The sequence below is a fragment of the Streptomyces sp. NPDC021093 genome (assembly GCF_044333135.1).
Lineage (GTDB): Bacteria > Actinomycetota > Actinomycetes > Streptomycetales > Streptomycetaceae > Streptomyces.
In genome coordinates, this window is sequence record NZ_JBIRQJ010000001.1 from 950,976 (window position 1) to 969,924 (window position 18,949).

Below are 18,949 nucleotides of genomic sequence, written 5' to 3' on the forward strand. Positions count from 1 at the left end.
GGACGACCCGATCCGTCCGCCCAGTCCCGCCCCGACCGGCCCCGACCGGCCCCGTCCTCGGGTGGATCACGCAAGAGCTTCCGCAGGACAACGGTAGAAAGGCAGTGAAGTGACCGAGGAAGTGACCGAGGAAGTGACCGACGAGATCGGTGTGACCAGGCTCGGCCTGTGCTCGGTCACCTTCCGTCGGCTGCCCGCCGCCGAGGTCGCGCGGTGCGCCGCGGGCGCGGGCCTGGAGGTGGTCGAGTGGGGAGCGGACGTACACGCGCCGCCGGGGGAACCCGGCACCGTCCGCGCGGTCCGTGAGATTTCCGACCGGTACGGGCTCGCCTGTTGTTCGTACGGTTCGTACTTCCGCGCCGCGCCGGGCGAACTGACCGAATTCCCGGCCGTCGCCCGGGCCGCGGTCCTCCTCGGGGCGCCGCGGGTACGGGTCTGGGCGGGCGGAACCGGATCGGCGGCCACCCCGCCGGACGCGCGGCGCACGACCGTGGCCTGTCTGCGGGAGGCGGGCCGGATCGCTGCGGACCACGGACTGGAGCTCGCACCGGAGTTCCATCCGGGAACGCTCACCGACACCGTCGCCTCGACCGTCCAACTACTGGACGAGGTGGGCGCGGACAACGTCCGCACCTACTGGCAGCCGCCGCTCGACGTCCCCGACGAGGAGGCGCTGGCGGGGCTCGCCGAGCTCGGCGACCGGGTCACCGCCGTGCACGCCTTCTCGTGGTGGCCGGGCAACAGCCGGCTGCCGCTGGCCGAACGCGAGGGCCTGTGGGCCGCCGCACTCCGCCTGCTGGACGGCCGACGCGTCGAGGCGCTGCTGGAGTTCGTGCCCGGCGACGATCCCGCCGTGCTGGGACGCGAGGCCGCGACGCTGCGGCGCGCCGCAGTGCAACGACCGCTTCAGCAGCGGTAGTTGACCGGCATGCGAGAGAACGACGACCGCCTCGTCTCCCACGCCACTCCACCCCACCCCACTCCACCCCAGGCCACACGCGACGCAGGACGGCAGACATGCACATCAAGGATGACGACACGCTCCTGTTCATCGGTGACTCCATCACCGACGCGGGCCGCGACCGGGCAGATTCCGCGTCGCTCGGCAACGGGTACGTCCACGAGATCGCGCAGACCCTGCGCGACCGCGCGAACGACCGCGCGAACGACCGCGCGAACGACCGGGCGAACGACCGGGCGAACGCCGGGTCCGGACCCGCCCCGGGACCCTCCCCCCGGGTCATCAACAAGGGACTCAACGGCAATCGTGTGTACGACCTCGAATCCCGCTGGAGCACCGACGTCACCGACCTCCGGCCCACCGTGGTCACGGTCAAGATCGGAATCAACGACACCTGGCGGCGCTACGACCGCGGACTCCCCAGCCCGGTCCACGAGTTCGAAGCGTGCCTCGACCGTCTCCTGGCGGGCACCGCGCAGACCCTCGCCGCACGGCTGGTCGTCATCACCCCCTTCCTGCTTCCCGTCACCCCGGAGCAGGAAGGCTGGTTCGACGACCTGTTGCCCCGTACCGACGCCGTCCTGCGGGCAGCTCACGGCAACGGAGCCCAGGTGGTCCGCGCGGACCTCGCCCTGCTCAGCGCGGCACAGGACCGGGCGGCGGCGGAACTGGCCCCGGACGGCGTCCACCCGAGCCCTCTCGGCCACCGGCTGATCGCCGATGCCTGGCTCGCCGCGGCCGATGCCCGCACCCCGGACCCGCGACGGTAGCGCCCGTACGAGGGGACGCCGTCGGAGGTTCTTCACCGAGCGGGTACGAGCCGACCTGGGCCCGTGTGCTCTCCAGAGCACGGAACTCGGCCTGGTTCACGACCAATCATCCGACCATCGTCGAACCCCGACCTGACCCATGTCCCCAAAGGGCGTTCGGCCCGGTCAGGGTCGGCGACGCGGCCTGTCCGACACCGCCGCCTGATCCTTTTCAGGCGGCTCGGCCGACGTCCAGCCGTTCGGCCGACGGCTCATATCCAGCCGCGCTGTAGGTGGCGACGGCGGCAACGTTCGAACTCGGGGTGCAGACGAGTGCGCTTGATGCACCCAGTTCACGCAGCGCCGCCGCAGCGGCGACGCTGATCGCCGTCCCGTAGCCGCGACCGCGATGGTCGGCGTGCACGCCCACCGGCTCCAGCAGGCCGGGCCTGCCGGGTCCGGCCGACCAGACCGTCGCCGCGGCCACCGCGTTGTCCTGGTCGTCGTAGCCGATCAGGCAGCGGGCGTCGGCATAGACCGGCCCGGCCGCGAGGACGTGCCAGATCTCCTCGGTGAACCTCGGGCTGCCGAACGCCGAGCGGTGCACCGCGGTCCGCACCCCCGCCGTCTTGGGACCGGCTACCTCGATCCGCAGACCGGAGTCCTTCACCGGCTCGGCGAGGTCGTGGCGCAGCGGCGTCCACGGCTCGTCCAGATGCCAGCCCGCCTCCAGGAGGACCTCGCGGAGCAGGGCGCCGTGGGGGATTTCGAGGCCGACCTTCCCGGGCGGCAGGACCCCGCGCTCCGGATCATTGAGGTCCGCCAGCAGCCGGCGCGCCAGATCACCGTCCTGTCGCAGGTCCGGCGCGGTCGTCAGGCGCAGTACATCAGGGTCGTCCAGATATCCGACGGCAACGATCCGTCCGTCCACGCTCCAGGTGCGGACGGCCGCGGCCAGCCTCTCCGCACCCAGCGCCCAGGCCCAGCCGAGGTCTCCCGGATGGAGTTGCAGCGGCGTGCGGTCGTCCTGCCACACGCGGAGGGCATCCACGGCCCTGGTCAGCCCGTCGACACCGGGCTCATTCAGAACGATCTTCATGTCGCGCATCCCACACCATCACGGGGACCGGTCGCACCTGGTTTTACTCAGCCAGCCAGCCAGCCAGCCAGCCAGCCAGCCAGCCAGCCAGCCAGCCAGCCAGCCAGACCGACAGGACACGCCCTGGATGCGGGTTTGGGAGCCATGGTCCTCGGCGGACTGGGACGACGCCGTCTCCGCATCCGGACGCTCCGGACCAAGGTTTGTCAACCTCCGCGGGCCGGCTTTTGAAGCTAGGCGGAACTTCGCTCCTCTCCCACCGGGCGACGGAGGGCGCCTCTTACCCTGAAGAGCACCTGGAGGGAGAACATCGGATGTCCGAGAGATGTCGAGAATTCGGTGAATGAGTGAACTCATGGGGAGCAGAGCCCAGGGGGCAGTGGTCCGAGCCCGGGGTGAGCTTCGCGCATCGCATGCGTGGACGACGTCTCGCCGCCCCACGCCGGCACTACGGCTCTTCTCCTCCGCCCCGGCCCGAGCCGGACGCCCGGGAGGCTTTGCCGGTCGGCGCGGACGGTGTCGTGTGCGGTTCCTTGCACAACCGTTCCTTGCACAGCTATTCCTTGCACCACCGTTGGCGGCCCCGCCCGCCGGGCGCCCCGTGTCCCGTTCTGTGAAAGGACGCTGTCGTGCACTTGTCCCAGCAAGCGAGCCGGGTACTGGGCTCCCGGACGACCAGAGCACGTAACCGGGCCGAGGCGCTTCGTTCGCGAGGTGTCGACGTCGTCAACTTCGCGGCCGGTGAGCTGGATCTCCTCCCGCCGGAAGCTCTTCGCCACGCGCTGTACGAGGCCGCGCGGGGTGCCACGAACCGTTACACGGAAACCGCTGGGCTTCCCGAGCTGCGTGCGGCCCTCGCCGACCGGATCTCCTCGCTGTCGGAGGTCAACCGCACCCCGGGTGAAGTGATGGTCACCACCGGTGCCAAGCACGGACTGTATCTGGCCTGTCTGGCTCTGCTCGACCCCGGTGACGAGGTGCTGATCCCGCAGCCGGGCTGGGGCACCTTCACGGCCCAGGTCCGGCTGGCCGGAGCCACCCCGGTACCGGTGGAGACCTCCGGCTCCGAATTCGTCCCCCTGCCCGAGCAGTTGGAGCGAGCGCGTACGGGGCGCACGCGCATGGTCGTCGTGAATACCCCCAACAACCCCACCGGTGTGGTCTGTCCGCCCGAGACACTGGCCCGCATCGCCGCATGGGCGGTGCGCCACCGCCTGTGGATTCTCTTCGACGAGTCCTACGGGGAGTTGGTGCTTCCCGGAGCCGTGCACGCCCACCCGGTGGCCCTGGTGCCCGAGGCGCGGGAGGTCACCGTCACCGTCGGTTCGTTCTCCAAGAGCTTCGCGGTCACCGGGTGGCGTGTGGGACACGTACACGGCCCGGCTCCGGTCATCGAGGCGATGAAGAACCTGCAGAGCCACACCACTTCCAGCGCCAGCAGCGTGGCGCAGTATGCGGTGCTGCCCGCCGCGCGCGGGGAACTGGACACCTTCGTCGCCGACGTGCGCAGCACCCTGCGGGCACGACATGCTCTGGTCGGAGCGGCGCTGCGGGAGATCCCGCAGGTGACAGCCGTCACTCCGCAAGGCGCCTTCTACTACTTCCTCGACTTCCGTACGGTCGTCGGCGGCAAGCTGGGCGGCGTTCCGGTGGCCGGCTCCGAGGCGCTCGCGGACGTTCTGCTGGAGCAGGCACACATCGCTCTCACGCCGGGCAAGGCCTTCGGCGCCGACACCTGTCTGCGGCTGTCCTACGCCATCGGAACGGACCGCATCGCCGAAGGCCTCACCGCCCTGAAGCGGGTGATAAGCCGTGCCGAGTGACAGCAGGCCCTTGATCGTCTACTTCGGTTCGGTCCAGCGCCCCGAGTGCTATGCCGGGTTGCTGGGAGCGGATGTCGCACTGGGACTGCTCAAGGACACCGGCTCGGTGCACTCCCTGGAGCCGGAGGAATTCGATGTCATCGGCCGAGTGCCGTTCTCGGCAGGGGCGGAGGCGGTCTGCCGGCACCTCAAGGAGCTCGCACACGGTAGGGATCTGGAGTCGGTCATCAACGTGGACGAGGCACTGGTGGAGATGTGGGCCGAGGTCTGTGCCAGGCTCGGGCTGCCGTCGATGAGCCGCACCGCAGCCGCCACCGTCCGCAGCAAGTCCCTGATGCGCCGACGGTTCGCCGAGGACGTCGGGGCGCATGTCTCGTGCCGGTCGCGGTCCGTCCGCGGGGAGGCCCAGGCGCTCCGGTTCGCGGCGGACGTCGGCTACCCGGTGGTGGTCAAGCCCGAGAACCTCTGGGGCAGTTACTTCGTCTCCCGGTGCGACGACGCCGACGCGCTGTTGCGCGCGTACCGGGACATCCGTGTGGCGGGGCCCCGGTTCGCGGCCGCGCAGTGTGTTGACGCCCCGCCGGTCGATGTCCTGGTCGAAGAGTTCCTGCCCGGTACCAATCACTCGGTCGAATGCCTGGCCCTCGGCGACCGGGTGTGGACCACACCGGTGGTCGACGTGGTGACCGGGGCCGATCTGGGCGGACACGACTTCCACCACTTCGCGCGGGTCACCGCGAGCCGTCTGACCGGACAGGAACAGCGCCACCTGCGGGAACTGGCCGCGGACGCCGTGCGCGCCGTGGGGATCGACCGGGGCATCGCCCATGCGGAGTTCGTCCACGGCCCGGAAGGACCCAAGCTGATCGAAGTGGGCGGACGCCCAGGGGGCAACCGCATCTCCCTCATCCACGCGGCGCACGGCATCGACCTGCTGGCCGGGTACCGCGACGTCCTGCGCGACCGGGAGCCCGCGGTCACTCCTTCACGCGAGGGCGCGGCTGCTGTCGTCACCCCCTATCCCGTACGGCCTGGCATCCTCACCGCCTACCACGGCCTCGATGAGATACGCGCACTGTCCAGCGTCGTACAGGTCGATCTGCACAAGCATCCGGGCGACTCCGTCCGGCCCCGCAAGGACGGCGCGCTCATCCCCCTGCACATCGCCCTGTACGCCGACGGGCCGGAGCAGTTGTGGGCCGATCTGCAAGAGGTCCGGCTGCTGTGCGAAAGCCTCTTCCAGGTCGTTCCCGAAGCCGCTCCCGAAGAACACGCGCACATGTCGGACCGGACTCCCCGGCCGGCAACGGGCACATGAGGGGCGAGCACGCCCACCATGACCCGACCACACACATCCGCACCGTCGACACGAGGAGCACCGCCATGCTCAAGCCCGTCACCTACCCGTCGTTCCGCTCCGTCCTGGCACACCGCCAGTCGCAAGGGAAGGCCGCTCGCCTCGTCGGAGCGCACGACACGCTGGGCGGCCGGCTCGCCCAAGAAGCCGGTTTCGACGGAGTGTGGGCCTCCAGCCTCGAAATCTCCGCAGCACGCTGCTTACCCGATGCCAGCGTGCTCACCATGACCGAATACCTCGGCTCCGCCGTCCACACGCAGAGGGGAACCGGTATCCCCGTGGTCGCGGACGTGGACACCGGATACGGCAACAACCTCAACGTCACGCACATGGTGCACGAATACGAAGCGGCCGGCATCACCGCGGTGTGCCTGGAGGACAAGCTCTATCCGAAGATGAACAGCTTCGTCTCCGCTCCCCAGACCCTCCTGGACGCCGAGACGTTCTGCTCCAAGATCCGGGTCGCCAAGCAGGCTCAGCGCACCGACGACTTCTTCGTCATCGCCCGTACCGAGGCGCTCATCGACGGCCTCGGCGTGCCCGTCGCACTCGACCGCTGCCATGCCTATGTGGACGCAGGGGCCGATGCGGTCCTGGTGCACTCCAAGGACCGTACCAACGAGCCGATTCTCGCCTTTCTCCAACAGTGGGAGGACCGGGCACCCGTCGTGATCGTGCCCACCACCTACCCCGACTGGCATGTGGACGACGCGGCTAAAGCCGGGGTGTCGGCGGTCATCTACGCCAACCACGGTCTGCGCGCCACCATGCATGCGCTCCGCGACGCCTACCGGTCGATCCTCGACAACGGCACCACCACCGATCTGGAAGGCCAGATCGCGTCAGTCGGCGACATCTTCGCGGTACAGCAACTGACAGCCTGGCGGGGCCTTGAGACGGCGTGAGGCTGCGGCAGCCCTCAAGGAAAGGGGCCCACGAGGCAGGGTCCGCGCTTCCCGCGACCTTCTGGCTGCTGTGGTCAGGAACCCTGCTCAACCGGCTGGGTACTCTCGTGCCCGCCTTTCTCTCCCTGTACCTGACGGCCCAGGCCCGCACGCCCCCGGGCGTGCTCGGCATCCTCGCGGGCTGCTGGGGTGCGGGGGCCCTGGCCGGAGCCCTGGCGGGAGGGGCGCTGGCCGATCGCGTCGGCCCCCGCGGCACCATCCTGATCTCGCAGCTTGCCGCCGTCGTAGCCCTCCTGCCGCTCCTGACGGTACGTCAACCGGGGGCGCTCGCCGCCCTCGTCCTCCTGTGCGGCGTCTCCTCCACCCTCCACAGGGCTTCCGGGACCGTGGTGGTCTCGGCCACCGTTCGGGCCTCCGAGCACGTTCGTGCGTTCGGCCTGCTCTACTGGGCCTGGAACATCGGTGCGGCCGTCTCGCCTGTCGTCTCCGGATTCCTCCTGCAGACCTCCGCACACTGGCTCGTCGTTCTCAACGTCACCACGGCGCTGCTGTACTCCGCCGCTGCCCTGCGGCTGCCCGGGTCCGCCGGGTGCGGCAGACCGTGCGAGAACGACGGGAATGAGCCGACAGCCGGCCGTACGCAGGTCTGGTCCCGAGCCACCGAACCCTTCCGGTCCGCACCGGTCGCGCCCTTCCTGCTGCTGTCGTTCTGCCTGGCCGCGATCTACCTGCAGAAGCAGTCCACCCTGCCGTTGGACATGGCCGGCCATGGTCTGTCACCTCGGCAGTACGGACTGGTGATGTCCCTCAACGGACTGCTGATCATCGCAGCCCTGCCCCTGGTGGCCCGGCTGGTGAAGCGGATCGGCTCGTCCGCCCAATTCCTGTGGGCAGCCCTGCTGTTGGCGATCGGTTTCGGCAGCAACGCCCTGGCCCACACCCCCTGGACGTACGCGGCCGCGATTCTCGTCTGGACGGCCGGAGAGATCCTCCTGGTCCCGCAGGCCTCGGCCTTCCTGGTCCGTCACGCCCCCGAGGGCCGGGTGGGTTCGTACCAGGGAGCCTATTTCTTCGTGTGGAACCTGGGCCTGGTGCTCGGCGCCCCTCTGGGGATGGCGATCCTGCAGGGCTGGGGCTCACGCGCCCTCTGGCTCGGTTGCCTGGCCCTGGGTCTGGCCGTAGCGGCCGTGCACGGCGTCACCGTGCTCCGCCGCGGGCGCTGCGCCGCGCAGCGCCCGCGGACCAGGTGACGTACCCACCCTGTTGACCTGCCGGAGGTGCGGGACCGGTCCAGAGGGGTCCGACCTCGCTGGGCCGGTGTCGTCACAGTCGGGAATGAGGGCCGATCAGAGTGCCGGCGAGCCGGCGGCGTCGGGGTGGACGGCGTCGCGGAGCGTGCGCAGCCCGGCGATCAGCGCATCCAGCTGCTCGGCTGCCAGCCGGCCGGTGAACCAGTGCTCGATCGCCTCAAGGTGGTCGGGGAGGACCTGGCGCAGACGGTCGGCGCCCTCGGGGGACAGGAGCGCGAGGGTGCTGCGGCGATCGTCCGGGCAGGGCTCGCGGCTGACCAGCTCCGCCCGCTCCAGGCGGTCGACGACGCGGGTGATGCCGCTGGTGGACAGCATCGTCTGGGCGGCCAGGTCACTCATGCGCTGCCGTTGGCCGGGGGAGCGGCTCAGCCGCATCAGGACATTGAAGTCCAGTGCGGACAGGCCGCCCTTCTTCAACGTGGGCGCCAGCTTGGCGAGAAGCCCGTCGTGGGCCTCCAGGAGCAGGCCCATCGTGGTGAGGCGCGGGTCGTCGAAGACATCGGGAGCGGGCATGGTCCGATCGTAACAGCGGTGCTTGCCGTGCGGATAGTTGACGTGAGGAATAACTGGGTGTAGTTATTTGCCTCAGCGATATTCCGCACGTCAAACAACTGGGGTGCGGTCATGGCGGCGAGAGGTATCCCCTCCCGCCGTCCGTCACCTACCGCGAAAAGAGGCAGTCATGACCACCGTTTCTGTGGGCAACGCCCGCGTTCACTACACCCGCACCGGCACCGGGCCGGCCGTCGTCCTCGTCCACGGGACCGGCTCGGCCGGCGCCGGGCTGACGTGGGGACAGATAGCCCCCCGACTCGCCGACGGACGCACGGTGATCACCCCCGACCTGTCCGGCACCGAACTGACCGACGACGACGGAGCACCCCTGACCGTCGAAGGTCTGGCGGAACAAGTCGTCGCCGTCATCGAGGACGCAGCGGTCGGCCCGGTGGATCTGCTGGGCTTCTCCATGGGCTCGCCCGTGGTCGCCGCCGTCGCCGCCACCCGCCCCGACCTGGTGCGGCGACTGATCACGGTCGCCGGATGGGCCCACACGGACAGCGACGAGTACCTCAGGAACCTGTTCACCCTCTGGCAGCAGCTCGGCACCACCGACGCACAGGCCTTCGGCCGCAGCGTCACGATGACCGGTTTCAGCCGCTCCTTCCTCAACTCCATCGGCCGGGACGAAGTCGAAAAGCTCATCCCCAACATGCCGCCCACCCCCGGCACCCTGCGCCATGTCGACCTGGACCTGCGCGTGGACGTCCGCCACCTGCTGCCGAAGATCCAGGCCACCACGCTGGTGATCGGCTGCACCCAGGACGTCACCGTGCCGGTCGACCACAGCCGGGCTCTGCACGCGGCGATACAGGGCAGTGCGTACGCCGAGATCGACGCGGGTCACGTGGCCTTCTTCGAGAAGCCCGATGAATTCATCAAGCTGGTCCAGGACTTCATCGCACCCCTGTGACCTGCCAACACCCCCCACATCACGGCCAGTCGGCCGGGTCGGAACGGGGCAGGGGGCAGGGGCAGGGCGGGGCAGGGGGGTCAGGGCGGGGCAGGGAGGGTCAGGAAGGGGCAGGGACGGTCAGAACGGCTCCGGTCGCAGGATCGCCCGGAGCCTGGCCGCCCCGGTCGCGGTGAAGGGCTCGGGGGAGGGCACGCCCATCCGATCGGCGACGTCGCGGACATACAGATCCACCGCGGTGCCGACCAGGACGGCAAGGGTGTCGATCGCCGCGCGCCCCCTCCGAAGTGCGATGCCGGCGAAGGCGGTTGCCAGGACAGCCGCGGGCCACCACCCGGTGGCCGCGGTGAGGCCGAGCAGGGCCGCACTCCATGCCACCAGCCTCCCCGCCGCGGCGTGATGGTCGCGCACGAGCTGAATGTCGTCGCGGACCTGGCCGTCGGCGACCGCCCACACATGGGGCCAGATCTCGGCGAGGTCCAGCCCGTAGCGGCGTTCCACGCGCCGTGCCGCGTCCTCCATCCGCTGACCCGACCTGGTCGGGCGGTCGGGCCGGCCGGGCGACAGGGCCCTCCGCCGGGCACGCAGCCGCTCCACCGCCGGGAACGTTCGTTGCGGTGCCGGGCCGCGCAGCCTCTCACGCGCCACCTGCCGGCCGGCATCTGCGACGGCCTTGGTGAGGGCCCGGTCCACCCGGTCCCAGTGCCTGGCTCGCCACAGGGTCAGCAGGCGGACGTACCAGCGGGGCCCGGTCGGCGTCCAGGCGCGTTCGCACAGCCGCCCCGCAGCTGCCGCAGCGAGACCGGCCGCCGCGGAGCAGACCAGGACCACGCCCACCGCGACGGCGAGTCCCCCGGTCTCCTGGAGGGCCTTGTCGGTGGCCACCGCCCGAACGTAGGCACGCAGCCGGTCCAGGTCCAGGGCGTGGCCGAACCCCTGGTGATTGCCTACGACCACGCAGATGACGAAGAGGAAGCCCGGACCGAGCAACAGCGTCGCCCACCGCTCGGCAGCCCTCTTCGACAGTTCCTGGAGGAAGGTGGTCATGGCGACAGGGTGACGGGCTCCAGGGCCTGGTTCGTCAGCGAGCAGTGGGCGGGCGCCTGCTCCGCCCGGGTGCAGCGATTCGCCGGACAGACATGGACCACGACCGGTTCGGTACGGGCCGTGACACCCGGCAGTCGTGCCCACTCGCGGTTCGGTCGGGTCAGCCCGTGCACCCCTTGCTCGGCCAGTACCCGTTCGACCGCGTCGAGAGTCCGGCTCATCAGGTCCGGGGCGTGCTCGGGAGCGGCGAGCAAGCCGGTGACGGTCTCCATGAGGTCTTCTCTTCCCGCCGCCTCCAGCAGGCCCAGAAGCTGTCCGTTGCGTGCGTGCTCGCGGCAGAGGCGTCCCACGCGTTCGGCGAGTTCGACCAGCGCATCCCCGGCGCCGCGCACATTCGAGTCGTCAGGCACAACTGCATGGTATCGGCGGTAAGTTGATATGTAAGCACTTAAGCGTCGGGGGGTCGGCGTGCGTTCGTACCTGCTGCACAAGGTCGCCGAGCAGGGGGCCGGCTCGGACGAGGTTCTGTCCGAGAAGGCGCTCCACGACGCGGTGCGGCTGCTGCGCCACCGCGGCCCCGGCATCGACCTGGAGGTGCTCACTGTCTGCGGCCTGTACTTCTTCCGCCGCTTCCTGGCCCAGTCCTCCGAACGCAAGCTCGTCGAGTTCGTCGCCGCGGTGCAGTTACTGGGCCCGGTGCACGCGGCCGGCACGACGCCGTTGCCCGGCATGATCACGTCCACGTACGACAGCGGGATCTGCCCCTGGGAGCACTTCTCCGCCGACACCGGCTTCACGACCGACCCAGATGTGTGGTGGGTGCTGCATCTGGAGCCGACCGCTCGCTACACCCGGTCGGGCGACCGAGCCACTCTCCTGCTCTGCGTCGACCTGTTGCGACTTGCCCGGCAGGCCGCGGGCCCTGACCACCCTTCCCTCACCCGCCTCCTCACCATGCTGAGCGTCCAGCTCGGTCTGCTGCGGGCCGCGCTGACCGAGGACCGGGAGGTCTGCCGCGAGTCGCTGGAGGTCTGCGGCTTGGCACTGGACAGAATTCCGCCGGACGACCCGTCGCGTTCAGTCGTGTGGGGCAACCAGGGCCTGTCCGCACTGACCTTGGCGAAACTCGACGACGACGTGGACGCGGCGCGACTGGCTGTCGACTGCTTCCGTGCCGGATGCCGTCTCGGTTCCGACGATCCGGAGGCCACACATGCGGTCAACCTGGGTGGTGCGCTCGTCGAACTCGGCAGACTGACCGACGACCACGAGCCCTGCTACGAGGCGCTGCGAGTGTTCCGCGGTGCCGCGGCCACGGCGGGGCCCGTGGCGCTGAGCAACTTGAGCGCATTGCTGCGCGATCTGCTGTCCGCTCCGGGACACGAACGGGCGGTGACCGAGTTCTGCCGCGCCGCGCTCGCCCACCCACCGCCGGAACTCCCCGCGGACGTACCCGCGCTGCGTGCGCTGTACCTTCTCGCGCTCCAGGCCGCCGAACGGGACGGCCACCGCGACCTGGAGGCACAGCGGGATCTCATCGCGCTCGGCCGCCGGATCCTGGCCGTCGCCCAGGAGGACCAGGCGCTCGGGGAGGCCGCCAACAACATCGCCAGTTCGCTCGTCCGCCTGGCTCAGCTCATGCACGACCCGGCCGTCGCACGGGAGGCGGTCGACCTCGCCGAACGGGCCGTCGGACACGCCCGCCGCGCCGAGGCCCTCGACCCGTCCGTCGCCCTGGCCAATCTGGCGCAGGCACACAGCGTCCTCTTCGAGCTGACCGGCGATCTGGAGGCCCAACGGGAGGCGGTGCACCACAGCAGGCTCGCAGTCGCCGAACTGGAGTCTACGGATGCCGTGCACCGCGCGTCCCTGATCGCCACGCACGGCATGATCCTGCACCGGTACGCAACCCGGTTGAACGACCAGGCCCTGTTGCACGAGGCGCTCGACGCCCACCGCAGGGCCTGGGAGCTGCCCGACCTGCCCGAGCACGTCCAGGTGAACATGCTGTGCGGCCTCACCGCGATCCTCACGGACCTCTACTCCCTGGTACCCGGCGAACCGGTCACCACGATCCGGGAGGCGGTGAGCCACGGAGAACGGGCACTCTCGCTGACCGCGGCCGACGACCGCGCAGCGTCCTTCGCCCTCAACGAACTGTGCCGTGCGCGCAGACTGCTGGCCGCCACCGAGGACGACGCGGACGGACTGCGCGCCGCGATAGCCCTGGCCGACCGGGCGCTGGCGCTCGGTGAATCCGCGGTCCCCGTCACCCTGACAGCCGTCCGGGTGGAACGCGCGACGGCACAGATCCAGTTGGCCGGACTCACCCAGGACGACGAGATGCGGGAATCGGCCCTCGCCGGACTCGACCGCGTCGTGGGAGCGGCCGACGCCCAGCCGACCACCCGGATGCGGGCCGCCCTGATGCAGACCTCCCTGGCCGGCGCCGGCGGCGCAGCCGCGATGGACCGGTTGGCGAACGCTGTCGACGTACTGCGGCTGAACGTGGCGTCCGGTCCACTGTGGTCCGACCGGGAGCACGCGCTGCGCAGCTACTCGCTGCTGACCGAACAGATCATCGCCATCGGCCTGGCCGCCGACGACCCGGTCCGTACCGTGCACCTCCTCGAACGCAGCCGTGGCCTGCTGTCCGAAGACGTCATGGACATCCGGAACGACACACGGCTCGAACCCGCCACGGCTGTCGAACTGCACGCAGTCTCCGCACAGTTGCGCGCACTGGACGCCCGGGACCGTTCCCTCCCCCAAGGCATGGGACGGCAACGGGAACTCGACCGCCGGATCGCCGCCGAGCGCGTCGAGCTGACCACCCGCTGGAACCGGCTGCGCGCCACGGTCCCGGAGCCCCCACCACTCGACCTGGCCGCGATCGCCGCAGAGGGACCCGTCGTCATGGTGGCGTCAGCCTCCTCGGGCGCCCATGCACTCCTCCTGACAGGCGACCCTGAGCAGCCCGTACGCGCATTGGACCTTCCCGAACTGGACTTCCGCACCGCGAGCGAACGCGTCCTGACCTTCCTCACCGCCCGCCACTACGCCATCAGCGACGCCTACCCCCTCCGGGTCCGCCTGACGGCGCAGGCCGAGGTGCGGGACACCCTGGCCTGGCTGTGGGAGTGCGCCGTCGAACCCGTTCTGCGCGCACTCGGCCTGACCTCGACGCCCGAGGGCGCCTGGCCGCGACTGTGGTGGTGTCCGCTGGGCTTCCTCAACTACCTGCCCTGGCACGCCGCCGGCGCGGACACGGGCGCACTGGACCGAGTGATCTCCTCGTACACCGCGAGCCTTCGCGCGCTGGACTTCGTGCGACGCATGGAGCCGAGCGCTCTCCACGGCCGGACGCTGATCGTCGCCCAGTCCGAGCCGCCCTCCGCACCCGCGCTGCACGGCGTCGAGGCCGAGGTGGCCGCCCTGCGCCCACTGCTGCGCGACGCCACGCTGCTCGCAGGCCCCACGGCCACCCGGGCGAACGTGCTGGCCGCCCTCCCGGGCCACGCCAACGTCCACCTCGCCTGCCATGCGATGACAGAGGTGCACTCGCCGGGCACGAGCAAGCTGCTGCTCGCCGACCACGAGGCGGCTCCGCTGACCGTGGCCGACCTCGCCGCCCTGCAGCTGTCCGGCCGACAGCTGGCGATGCTCTCGGCATGCAGCACGTCCGAGGTCAGCCCCGATCTCACCGACGAGAGCCTGCACTTGACCGGTGCCTTCCAGCTCGCCGGATTCCGCCACGTCATCGGTGCTCTCTGGCCGGTCAGCGACGGCGTGGCCGACGAGGTCACGCGCTCCTTCTACGGCCACCTCACCGACTCCGGCAGCCATCCGCCGCACACGGACGACTCCGCCCGCGCACTGCACACCGCGGTACGAGAACTACGTGAGCGCTACCCCGCGACGCCGACGATCTGGGCTTCGTACGTACACACGGGAGCCTGACGATGAACAAGCCGAACGGCCTCTCGGACGACGCCACCGCCCTGCTGACCACCGCGGCCTGGCTGGGCCCCGACCCGCTTCCGCCGGGCCTGCCGACGGCTTCGGCCGAAGCCGTGGCGGAGCTCGCGGCACAGGGCATGCTCATCCGGCACCAGGACGGCCGCTGCACCCTTTCCGAGGAAGCCCGCCGCCAGGTCCGCGCCACCCACGGCATCCGTGGCCGCGACGAGGCGATCCTCGCTCTCGGCGACTTCCTGGGAGAACCGGACAGCCCGAGCGAGACGGCACACTGCCTCGCCATGCTGCCGCACCTGACGTACTGGACGGAGCAGACCCGGCCCGAGGACGACTTCGCGGACGGGGCCGTGATCGTCGCACGCACCGTGGTCATCCTGCTGGAGAACGACATGGGCGCCAGGGCCGTACCCCTCGCCCAGCGCTTCGTACGGACCTGTGAAGCACACGTCGGCAGGGACGCGCCCCTCACCCTGACCGCCCGTTCGAACCTCGCGGCCGCCCATGACCAGGCGGGCGAACCCCTTCGCGGCGCACGGCTGCTGGAGAAGGTCGTTCAGGCACGCATCGAGGCCCAGGGCGCGGAACACCCCTCGGTCTGGGACGGATACACCAACCTGGGTGGCATCCTCCTGCACGCGGGCGAGTACGAGCGCGCCGAGCAGATCGTGAAACGGATCATCGAGCACAGCACCGCGACGCGGGGGACCGGAAACCGTGACACGCTCATGGCCCGCAACAACCTTGCTGTGATCTGGGAACGGGCCGGGCGGACCGCCGAGGCGGTCGCGCTCTGGGAGGAGATCCTCCCCCGGTTCGAGGAGGCGCTGGGAGCGGGGGACTCCGACACATTGGACATCCGGGCAGCGCTGTACCGGGCCCGCCGGTCACTGGAGGAAGAGCACGGTACCGAGGAGGAGGAACGGCAGGGAAGCGCCCGGGACCTGAAGGAGATCGAGCACCGGGCGGCACTCCGCTCCGCCGACCCCGAGCAGCACATCTCACAGTCGGCGCTCGCAGCGATGATCGAACGGGCCACGGTGCTGCGTGACGCAGGGCAGCACGACGAGGCCCAGGCCGCGTTCACGGAAGCCATCGACAAAGGACGAGGCGTCCTCGGCGACGGCCATCCGCTGATCGTCTCCGCCCGATACCGGCTCATGCACATCGACCAACTGCGTGGCCGTACCGACGTGGCGCTGGCCGCGGCCCAGGCAGCGCTGGCGGAGGCGGACCGCAGCCTGGGCCGCACTCACTACGAAACTCTGGTCACGGCCGCCAACGTCATCGTCCTCCTCCTGGAGGATCAGCAGGATCAAGCCCATGAGGAGCTGCTGGAGGACCGCCTCGCAGACATCATCGAAGGACTTGGCTTCTCCGATCCTCTGGTCCGGGCCCTTGCCGCGCACCGTGCTTCGCTCGCGCTGGGGCAACCCGACTGGAGGCGGTGACGGGCCCCGTGCAGGACGCGGCGGGCCGCCGCGCACTGCACGCCCCGCCCGGTCCGGCCACGCACTGCTCGCCGGCCGAGCGGCTTCAGAGTTTGCGGGTCACCGCACGCAGAGCTGACTCCAGCGGCCCGTAACGCAGCGCGGTGCGGGCGAAGCAGCGCTGCCAGACCCAGCAGCCGACCACCGCCGTCGTACAGAACCACAGCAGCTTGACCCAGCCGTCCGGGCCGTGGACGAAGTTGGAGATCGCGAACGCGTGGACGACGTAGACCGACAGGGCCATGGTCCCGGTCACGGCCAGCGGATTCAGCACGGCGGCCAGCGGGCGGACACGGACCACGAACAGGCACAGTCCGATCACGGCCGCGCCCACGCCCGCGTTCGCCAGGGTCTCGAACGGCGTCTGGCTGTACGGCCGGGAGAGCAGCAGCCAGTGCCAGTCGGTCGAAGGGATCGCGCCGACCTGGTGGGCGAGCACGGACACGATCGGATCGGGCCTGTCCATCGCCCAGGAGTGGTGCCGGGCTATGCCCTCAAGGAGTGCTTGCCTGCCGCCGCCGTGTTCCACCGCCCACCAGGAGATTCCGTGACCGGCGACCGCGGCCGCGGCTCCCCAGAGGGTCATCCGGAGCACGGGCCGGGTGCGGTGGACGTCCACCAGCCTGCCGAGGGCGAGACCCACGAGTACGTAGGGGAAGTAGGTGAGGAACGGGTACGCGCCGGTGACCAGCAGCTTGTCGAAGAAGTCGAACGCGCCCGACCAGGTCGTGAAGTCGGACAGCGCGGGAGTACCGCCGCGTCCGGACGCCCAGTGGCCGGTCAGAGGCCCGATCACGTAGGAGAGGAGCGGACCCAGGACGACCCCGGCCGCCGCGCAGGCGGTGAGGACGGCGGGGCGCAGCCGGGTGAAGGGCTCCGCGGCCAGGAAGTACGCCGCGTAGAAGGTGAGGATGATCAGTACGCCCGGCTGCGCGGTGAGGAGGAGACCCAGCAGCGCCATGATGGCGCAGCGCACCGCGACGGCCCGGAAGCCGCCCGGGGCGCGGCGCGGCTGACGGCCGCCGTGCGCCAGGGCGAGGGAGAAGCCCGCTATCAGGGTGAAGACGGCAGGGGCCCGGCCGTCGGCCGCGACCATCAGCCAACCCGCGCCCGAGGGCTCGGGGTTCGGGCCCACGTGCGCCGCGAACATGGCGAGCACGGCCACGGCACGCGCCACGTCCACGCCGAGGAGACGGCGTGGGGCGGCGGGGGCCGGGGCGGCGGTGGCCCGGGAGGGGGGTGCGGGTGCGGATATGAGAGGTTCGGGTCTGGCGGTGGGCCCGGCCTTTGTCACGTGAGGCTCATGGATTCTCGTCGGCGGCAGGTGGAGGGCACCGTTCGATGTCGGCGCTCGTATTACCCTACTTATTCGCTCCGATGAACCCGGGTGGTACCGGCCGGGCGGCAGGGGCGCCGCTGGAGATCGGTCCGCAGCCGTGGACCGTTCAGGCAGCGGCTGCGGAGGACGGGCAGGACTTCCTCCGAGGCCTGTTCCGGCTGCGGTCAGTCGGGGGCGAACACTCCGTGAGACGTCGGTCGTCCGGTCGTATATCCCCTGAGATTCAGCGAGTTGAAGGTTGTCCTAAAAACCTGCGCCAGCTCCTCGACAAGGACACGGGTGTCTTCCGCACCGCACCGCGCCCGACCCGGCCGCGGGTGGCGGCCGGCCGATCTACGCCGAGCGTTCTGCGGGGGTCGCCGCGGACGGAAGCCGTGTGATGCCAACGTGCTGGAAAGCGCCCTCGAACGCTTTCCGGCACGTCGTCCGGTGCGCCCGGTCAGGGCGCGTCGACCAGCATGCGACCGTCGGCCGGGGTGCGCGTGGCGGCACGGTTGGCGTAGGCGGCCTCGACCCGGGCCCGTTCAGTCGCGTTGGGGACGGCGTTCTTGCAGCTGGTACCGGCGCTGGAACCCGACATCAGCTGGGAGCACGGTCCGGGCTTGGTGTCGGGCAGGCCGAGATTGTGACCGATCTCGTGGGCGGCGATGCGGGTTTTGTCATGGCCCTCGGTGACCGCGAGGTTGCCGAGTTCCACCCTGGCCAGTCCGCCAGGACGGACCGGACCCAGCGTGGCCTGCGGCCAGCCGTTGGTGGCTACGATCTGGATCTCGGCGCGGGTGCCCGGCCTGACCTTCGCCAGCTTGACCTGGGTGGTGTTCGCGTTCCAGGAGGCAACTCCGGCCGTTATGGCGGCTTCCCAGCCACGGGCCCGGGTGTCGTCGTAGTAGAGGGTCGTGGCTGCGGAGACGCCGGCCGGTGCAGCCGTTGCGGGCGCGGGCGCGGGCGCGGGCGCAGGCGCGGCGTGCGCCGCGGGCAGCGTGATCACAGTGATGGCTGCGACGGTGCCGACTGCTGCGATCCACTTCGAGTGGGGCATGGCTGTCCCTTCATTGGGCTGGTCTCTGCGGGGGGGCGAGGCGAGGGGAGAGAGACGGGGCCGGTGGCGCGGGTGGCGGGTATCGGCACCTCCCGGGAGGAGCAACCGCCTCGCTTGTCGATGCACTGTCAAGGTGTACTGGTTGGGAGTGTGGGGGCACTGCGTCGGCCTCCGCCAATGTCAGCCGGTCATAACGTCTGTGGATGCACCCGACGGCCGGGGAGACGCCCTGGCCTGTGGGCGCGGGGATCCGTCCCCGCGCGACGCGCACCGCGGACCCGGGGTGTTCCCGTTCACGGCTTCCCGGCCGGCGTACGTCCCGTACGACTCAAGCAGCCGGGCGCCCTTGATCACCGTCTCGGTCCGGGGGCGGTTCAGTGGGAG

Annotated in this window: 15 protein-coding genes; 9 read left to right on the forward strand and 6 right to left on the reverse strand. The window is 70.5% G+C overall.

The window, feature by feature from the left end; translation table 11 throughout:
• Positions 1–109: 109 nt before the first annotated feature.
• Together ACH4SP_RS04285 and ACH4SP_RS04290 are read left to right on the forward strand one after the other, a co-directional pair.
• The gene (locus tag ACH4SP_RS04285) at positions 110–919 is read left to right on the forward strand and encodes a sugar phosphate isomerase/epimerase family protein (protein WP_398409042.1); all 810 of its coding nucleotides are present in this window, start codon (positions 110–112) and stop codon (positions 917–919) included.
• Between the two features lie 98 nt (positions 920–1,017).
• Entirely contained in the window at positions 1,018–1,731 is a 714-nt protein-coding gene (locus tag ACH4SP_RS04290; RefSeq protein ID WP_398409044.1) for a GDSL-type esterase/lipase family protein, read from the forward strand.
• A 211-nt stretch (positions 1,732–1,942) separates the two neighbouring features.
• On the opposite strand, the gene ACH4SP_RS04295 is transcribed toward ACH4SP_RS04290, so the two are convergent.
• Positions 1,943–2,809, reverse strand: coding sequence for a GNAT family N-acetyltransferase (locus tag ACH4SP_RS04295; RefSeq protein ID WP_398409046.1), 867 nt, complete (start codon positions 2,807–2,809; stop codon positions 1,943–1,945).
• A 629-nt stretch (positions 2,810–3,438) separates the two neighbouring features.
• Between ACH4SP_RS04295 and ACH4SP_RS04300 the strand changes: the two genes are divergently transcribed.
• The 4 genes from ACH4SP_RS04300 (at position 3,439) to ACH4SP_RS04315 (ending at position 8,144) form a co-directional block, all read left to right on the forward strand.
• Entirely contained in the window at positions 3,439–4,632 is a 1,194-nt protein-coding gene (locus ACH4SP_RS04300; RefSeq protein ID WP_398409047.1) for a pyridoxal phosphate-dependent aminotransferase, read from the forward strand.
• Entirely contained in the window at positions 4,622–5,950 is a 1,329-nt protein-coding gene (locus ACH4SP_RS04305) for an ATP-grasp domain-containing protein (RefSeq protein ID WP_398409049.1), read from the forward strand. The genes ACH4SP_RS04300 and ACH4SP_RS04305 overlap by 11 nt, the downstream gene beginning before the upstream one ends.
• A 65-nt stretch (positions 5,951–6,015) precedes the next feature.
• Entirely contained in the window at positions 6,016–6,894 is an 879-nt protein-coding gene (locus ACH4SP_RS04310; protein WP_398409051.1) for an isocitrate lyase/phosphoenolpyruvate mutase family protein, read from the forward strand.
• Positions 6,891–8,144 (forward strand): MFS transporter, encoded by a 1,254-nt coding sequence (locus ACH4SP_RS04315; protein WP_398409053.1) that lies wholly within the window; start codon positions 6,891–6,893, stop codon positions 8,142–8,144. Before ACH4SP_RS04310 ends, ACH4SP_RS04315 begins: the two co-directional genes overlap by 4 nt.
• A 96-nt stretch (positions 8,145–8,240) precedes the next feature.
• On the opposite strand, the gene ACH4SP_RS04320 is transcribed toward ACH4SP_RS04315, so the two are convergent.
• Positions 8,241–8,717, reverse strand: coding sequence for a MarR family winged helix-turn-helix transcriptional regulator (locus ACH4SP_RS04320; RefSeq protein WP_398409055.1), 477 nt, complete (start codon positions 8,715–8,717; stop codon positions 8,241–8,243).
• 169 nt (positions 8,718–8,886) lie between these two features.
• On the opposite strand from ACH4SP_RS04320, the gene ACH4SP_RS04325 reads away from it, so the two are divergent.
• Complete coding sequence (locus tag ACH4SP_RS04325) at positions 8,887–9,675, forward strand: alpha/beta fold hydrolase (protein ID WP_398409057.1); 789 nt, start codon at positions 8,887–8,889, stop codon at positions 9,673–9,675.
• A 120-nt stretch (positions 9,676–9,795) separates the two neighbouring features.
• Here the strand turns inward: ACH4SP_RS04325 and ACH4SP_RS04330 are convergent, their stop codons facing one another.
• Positions 9,796–10,722, reverse strand: coding sequence for a hypothetical protein (locus ACH4SP_RS04330; protein WP_398409059.1), 927 nt, complete (start codon positions 10,720–10,722; stop codon positions 9,796–9,798).
• A complete protein-coding gene (locus ACH4SP_RS04335) occupies positions 10,719–11,132 on the reverse strand; it encodes a hypothetical protein (RefSeq protein ID WP_398409061.1) in 414 nt (137 codons plus the stop codon). Before ACH4SP_RS04335 ends, ACH4SP_RS04330 begins: the two co-directional genes overlap by 4 nt.
• A gap of 58 nt (positions 11,133–11,190) precedes the next feature.
• Here ACH4SP_RS04335 and ACH4SP_RS04340 point away from each other — a divergent pair, with 58 nt between their 5' ends.
• Both ACH4SP_RS04340 and ACH4SP_RS04345 read left to right on the forward strand, forming a co-directional pair.
• Positions 11,191–14,682, forward strand: coding sequence for a CHAT domain-containing protein (locus ACH4SP_RS04340; protein WP_398409062.1), 3,492 nt, complete (start codon positions 11,191–11,193; stop codon positions 14,680–14,682).
• A 2-nt stretch (positions 14,683–14,684) separates the two neighbouring features.
• Positions 14,685–16,148: a tetratricopeptide repeat protein gene (locus ACH4SP_RS04345; protein ID WP_398409065.1), complete on the forward strand. Its 1,464-nt coding sequence runs from the start codon at positions 14,685–14,687 to the stop codon at positions 16,146–16,148.
• Between the two features lie 85 nt (positions 16,149–16,233).
• Here ACH4SP_RS04345 and ACH4SP_RS04350 read toward each other — a convergent pair whose 3' ends face one another.
• Both ACH4SP_RS04350 and ACH4SP_RS04355 read right to left on the reverse strand, forming a co-directional pair.
• Positions 16,234–17,481 carry a heparan-alpha-glucosaminide N-acetyltransferase domain-containing protein gene (locus ACH4SP_RS04350; RefSeq protein ID WP_398409068.1) on the reverse strand — a complete coding sequence of 416 codons (1,248 nt, stop codon included), beginning with the start codon at positions 17,479–17,481 and terminating at the stop codon, positions 16,234–16,236.
• Positions 17,482–17,965: 484 nt separating this feature from the next.
• Positions 17,966–18,565 carry a snapalysin family zinc-dependent metalloprotease gene (locus ACH4SP_RS04355; protein WP_398409070.1) on the reverse strand — a complete coding sequence of 200 codons (600 nt, stop codon included), beginning with the start codon at positions 18,563–18,565 and terminating at the stop codon, positions 17,966–17,968.
• Positions 18,566–18,949 lie beyond the last annotated feature (384 nt).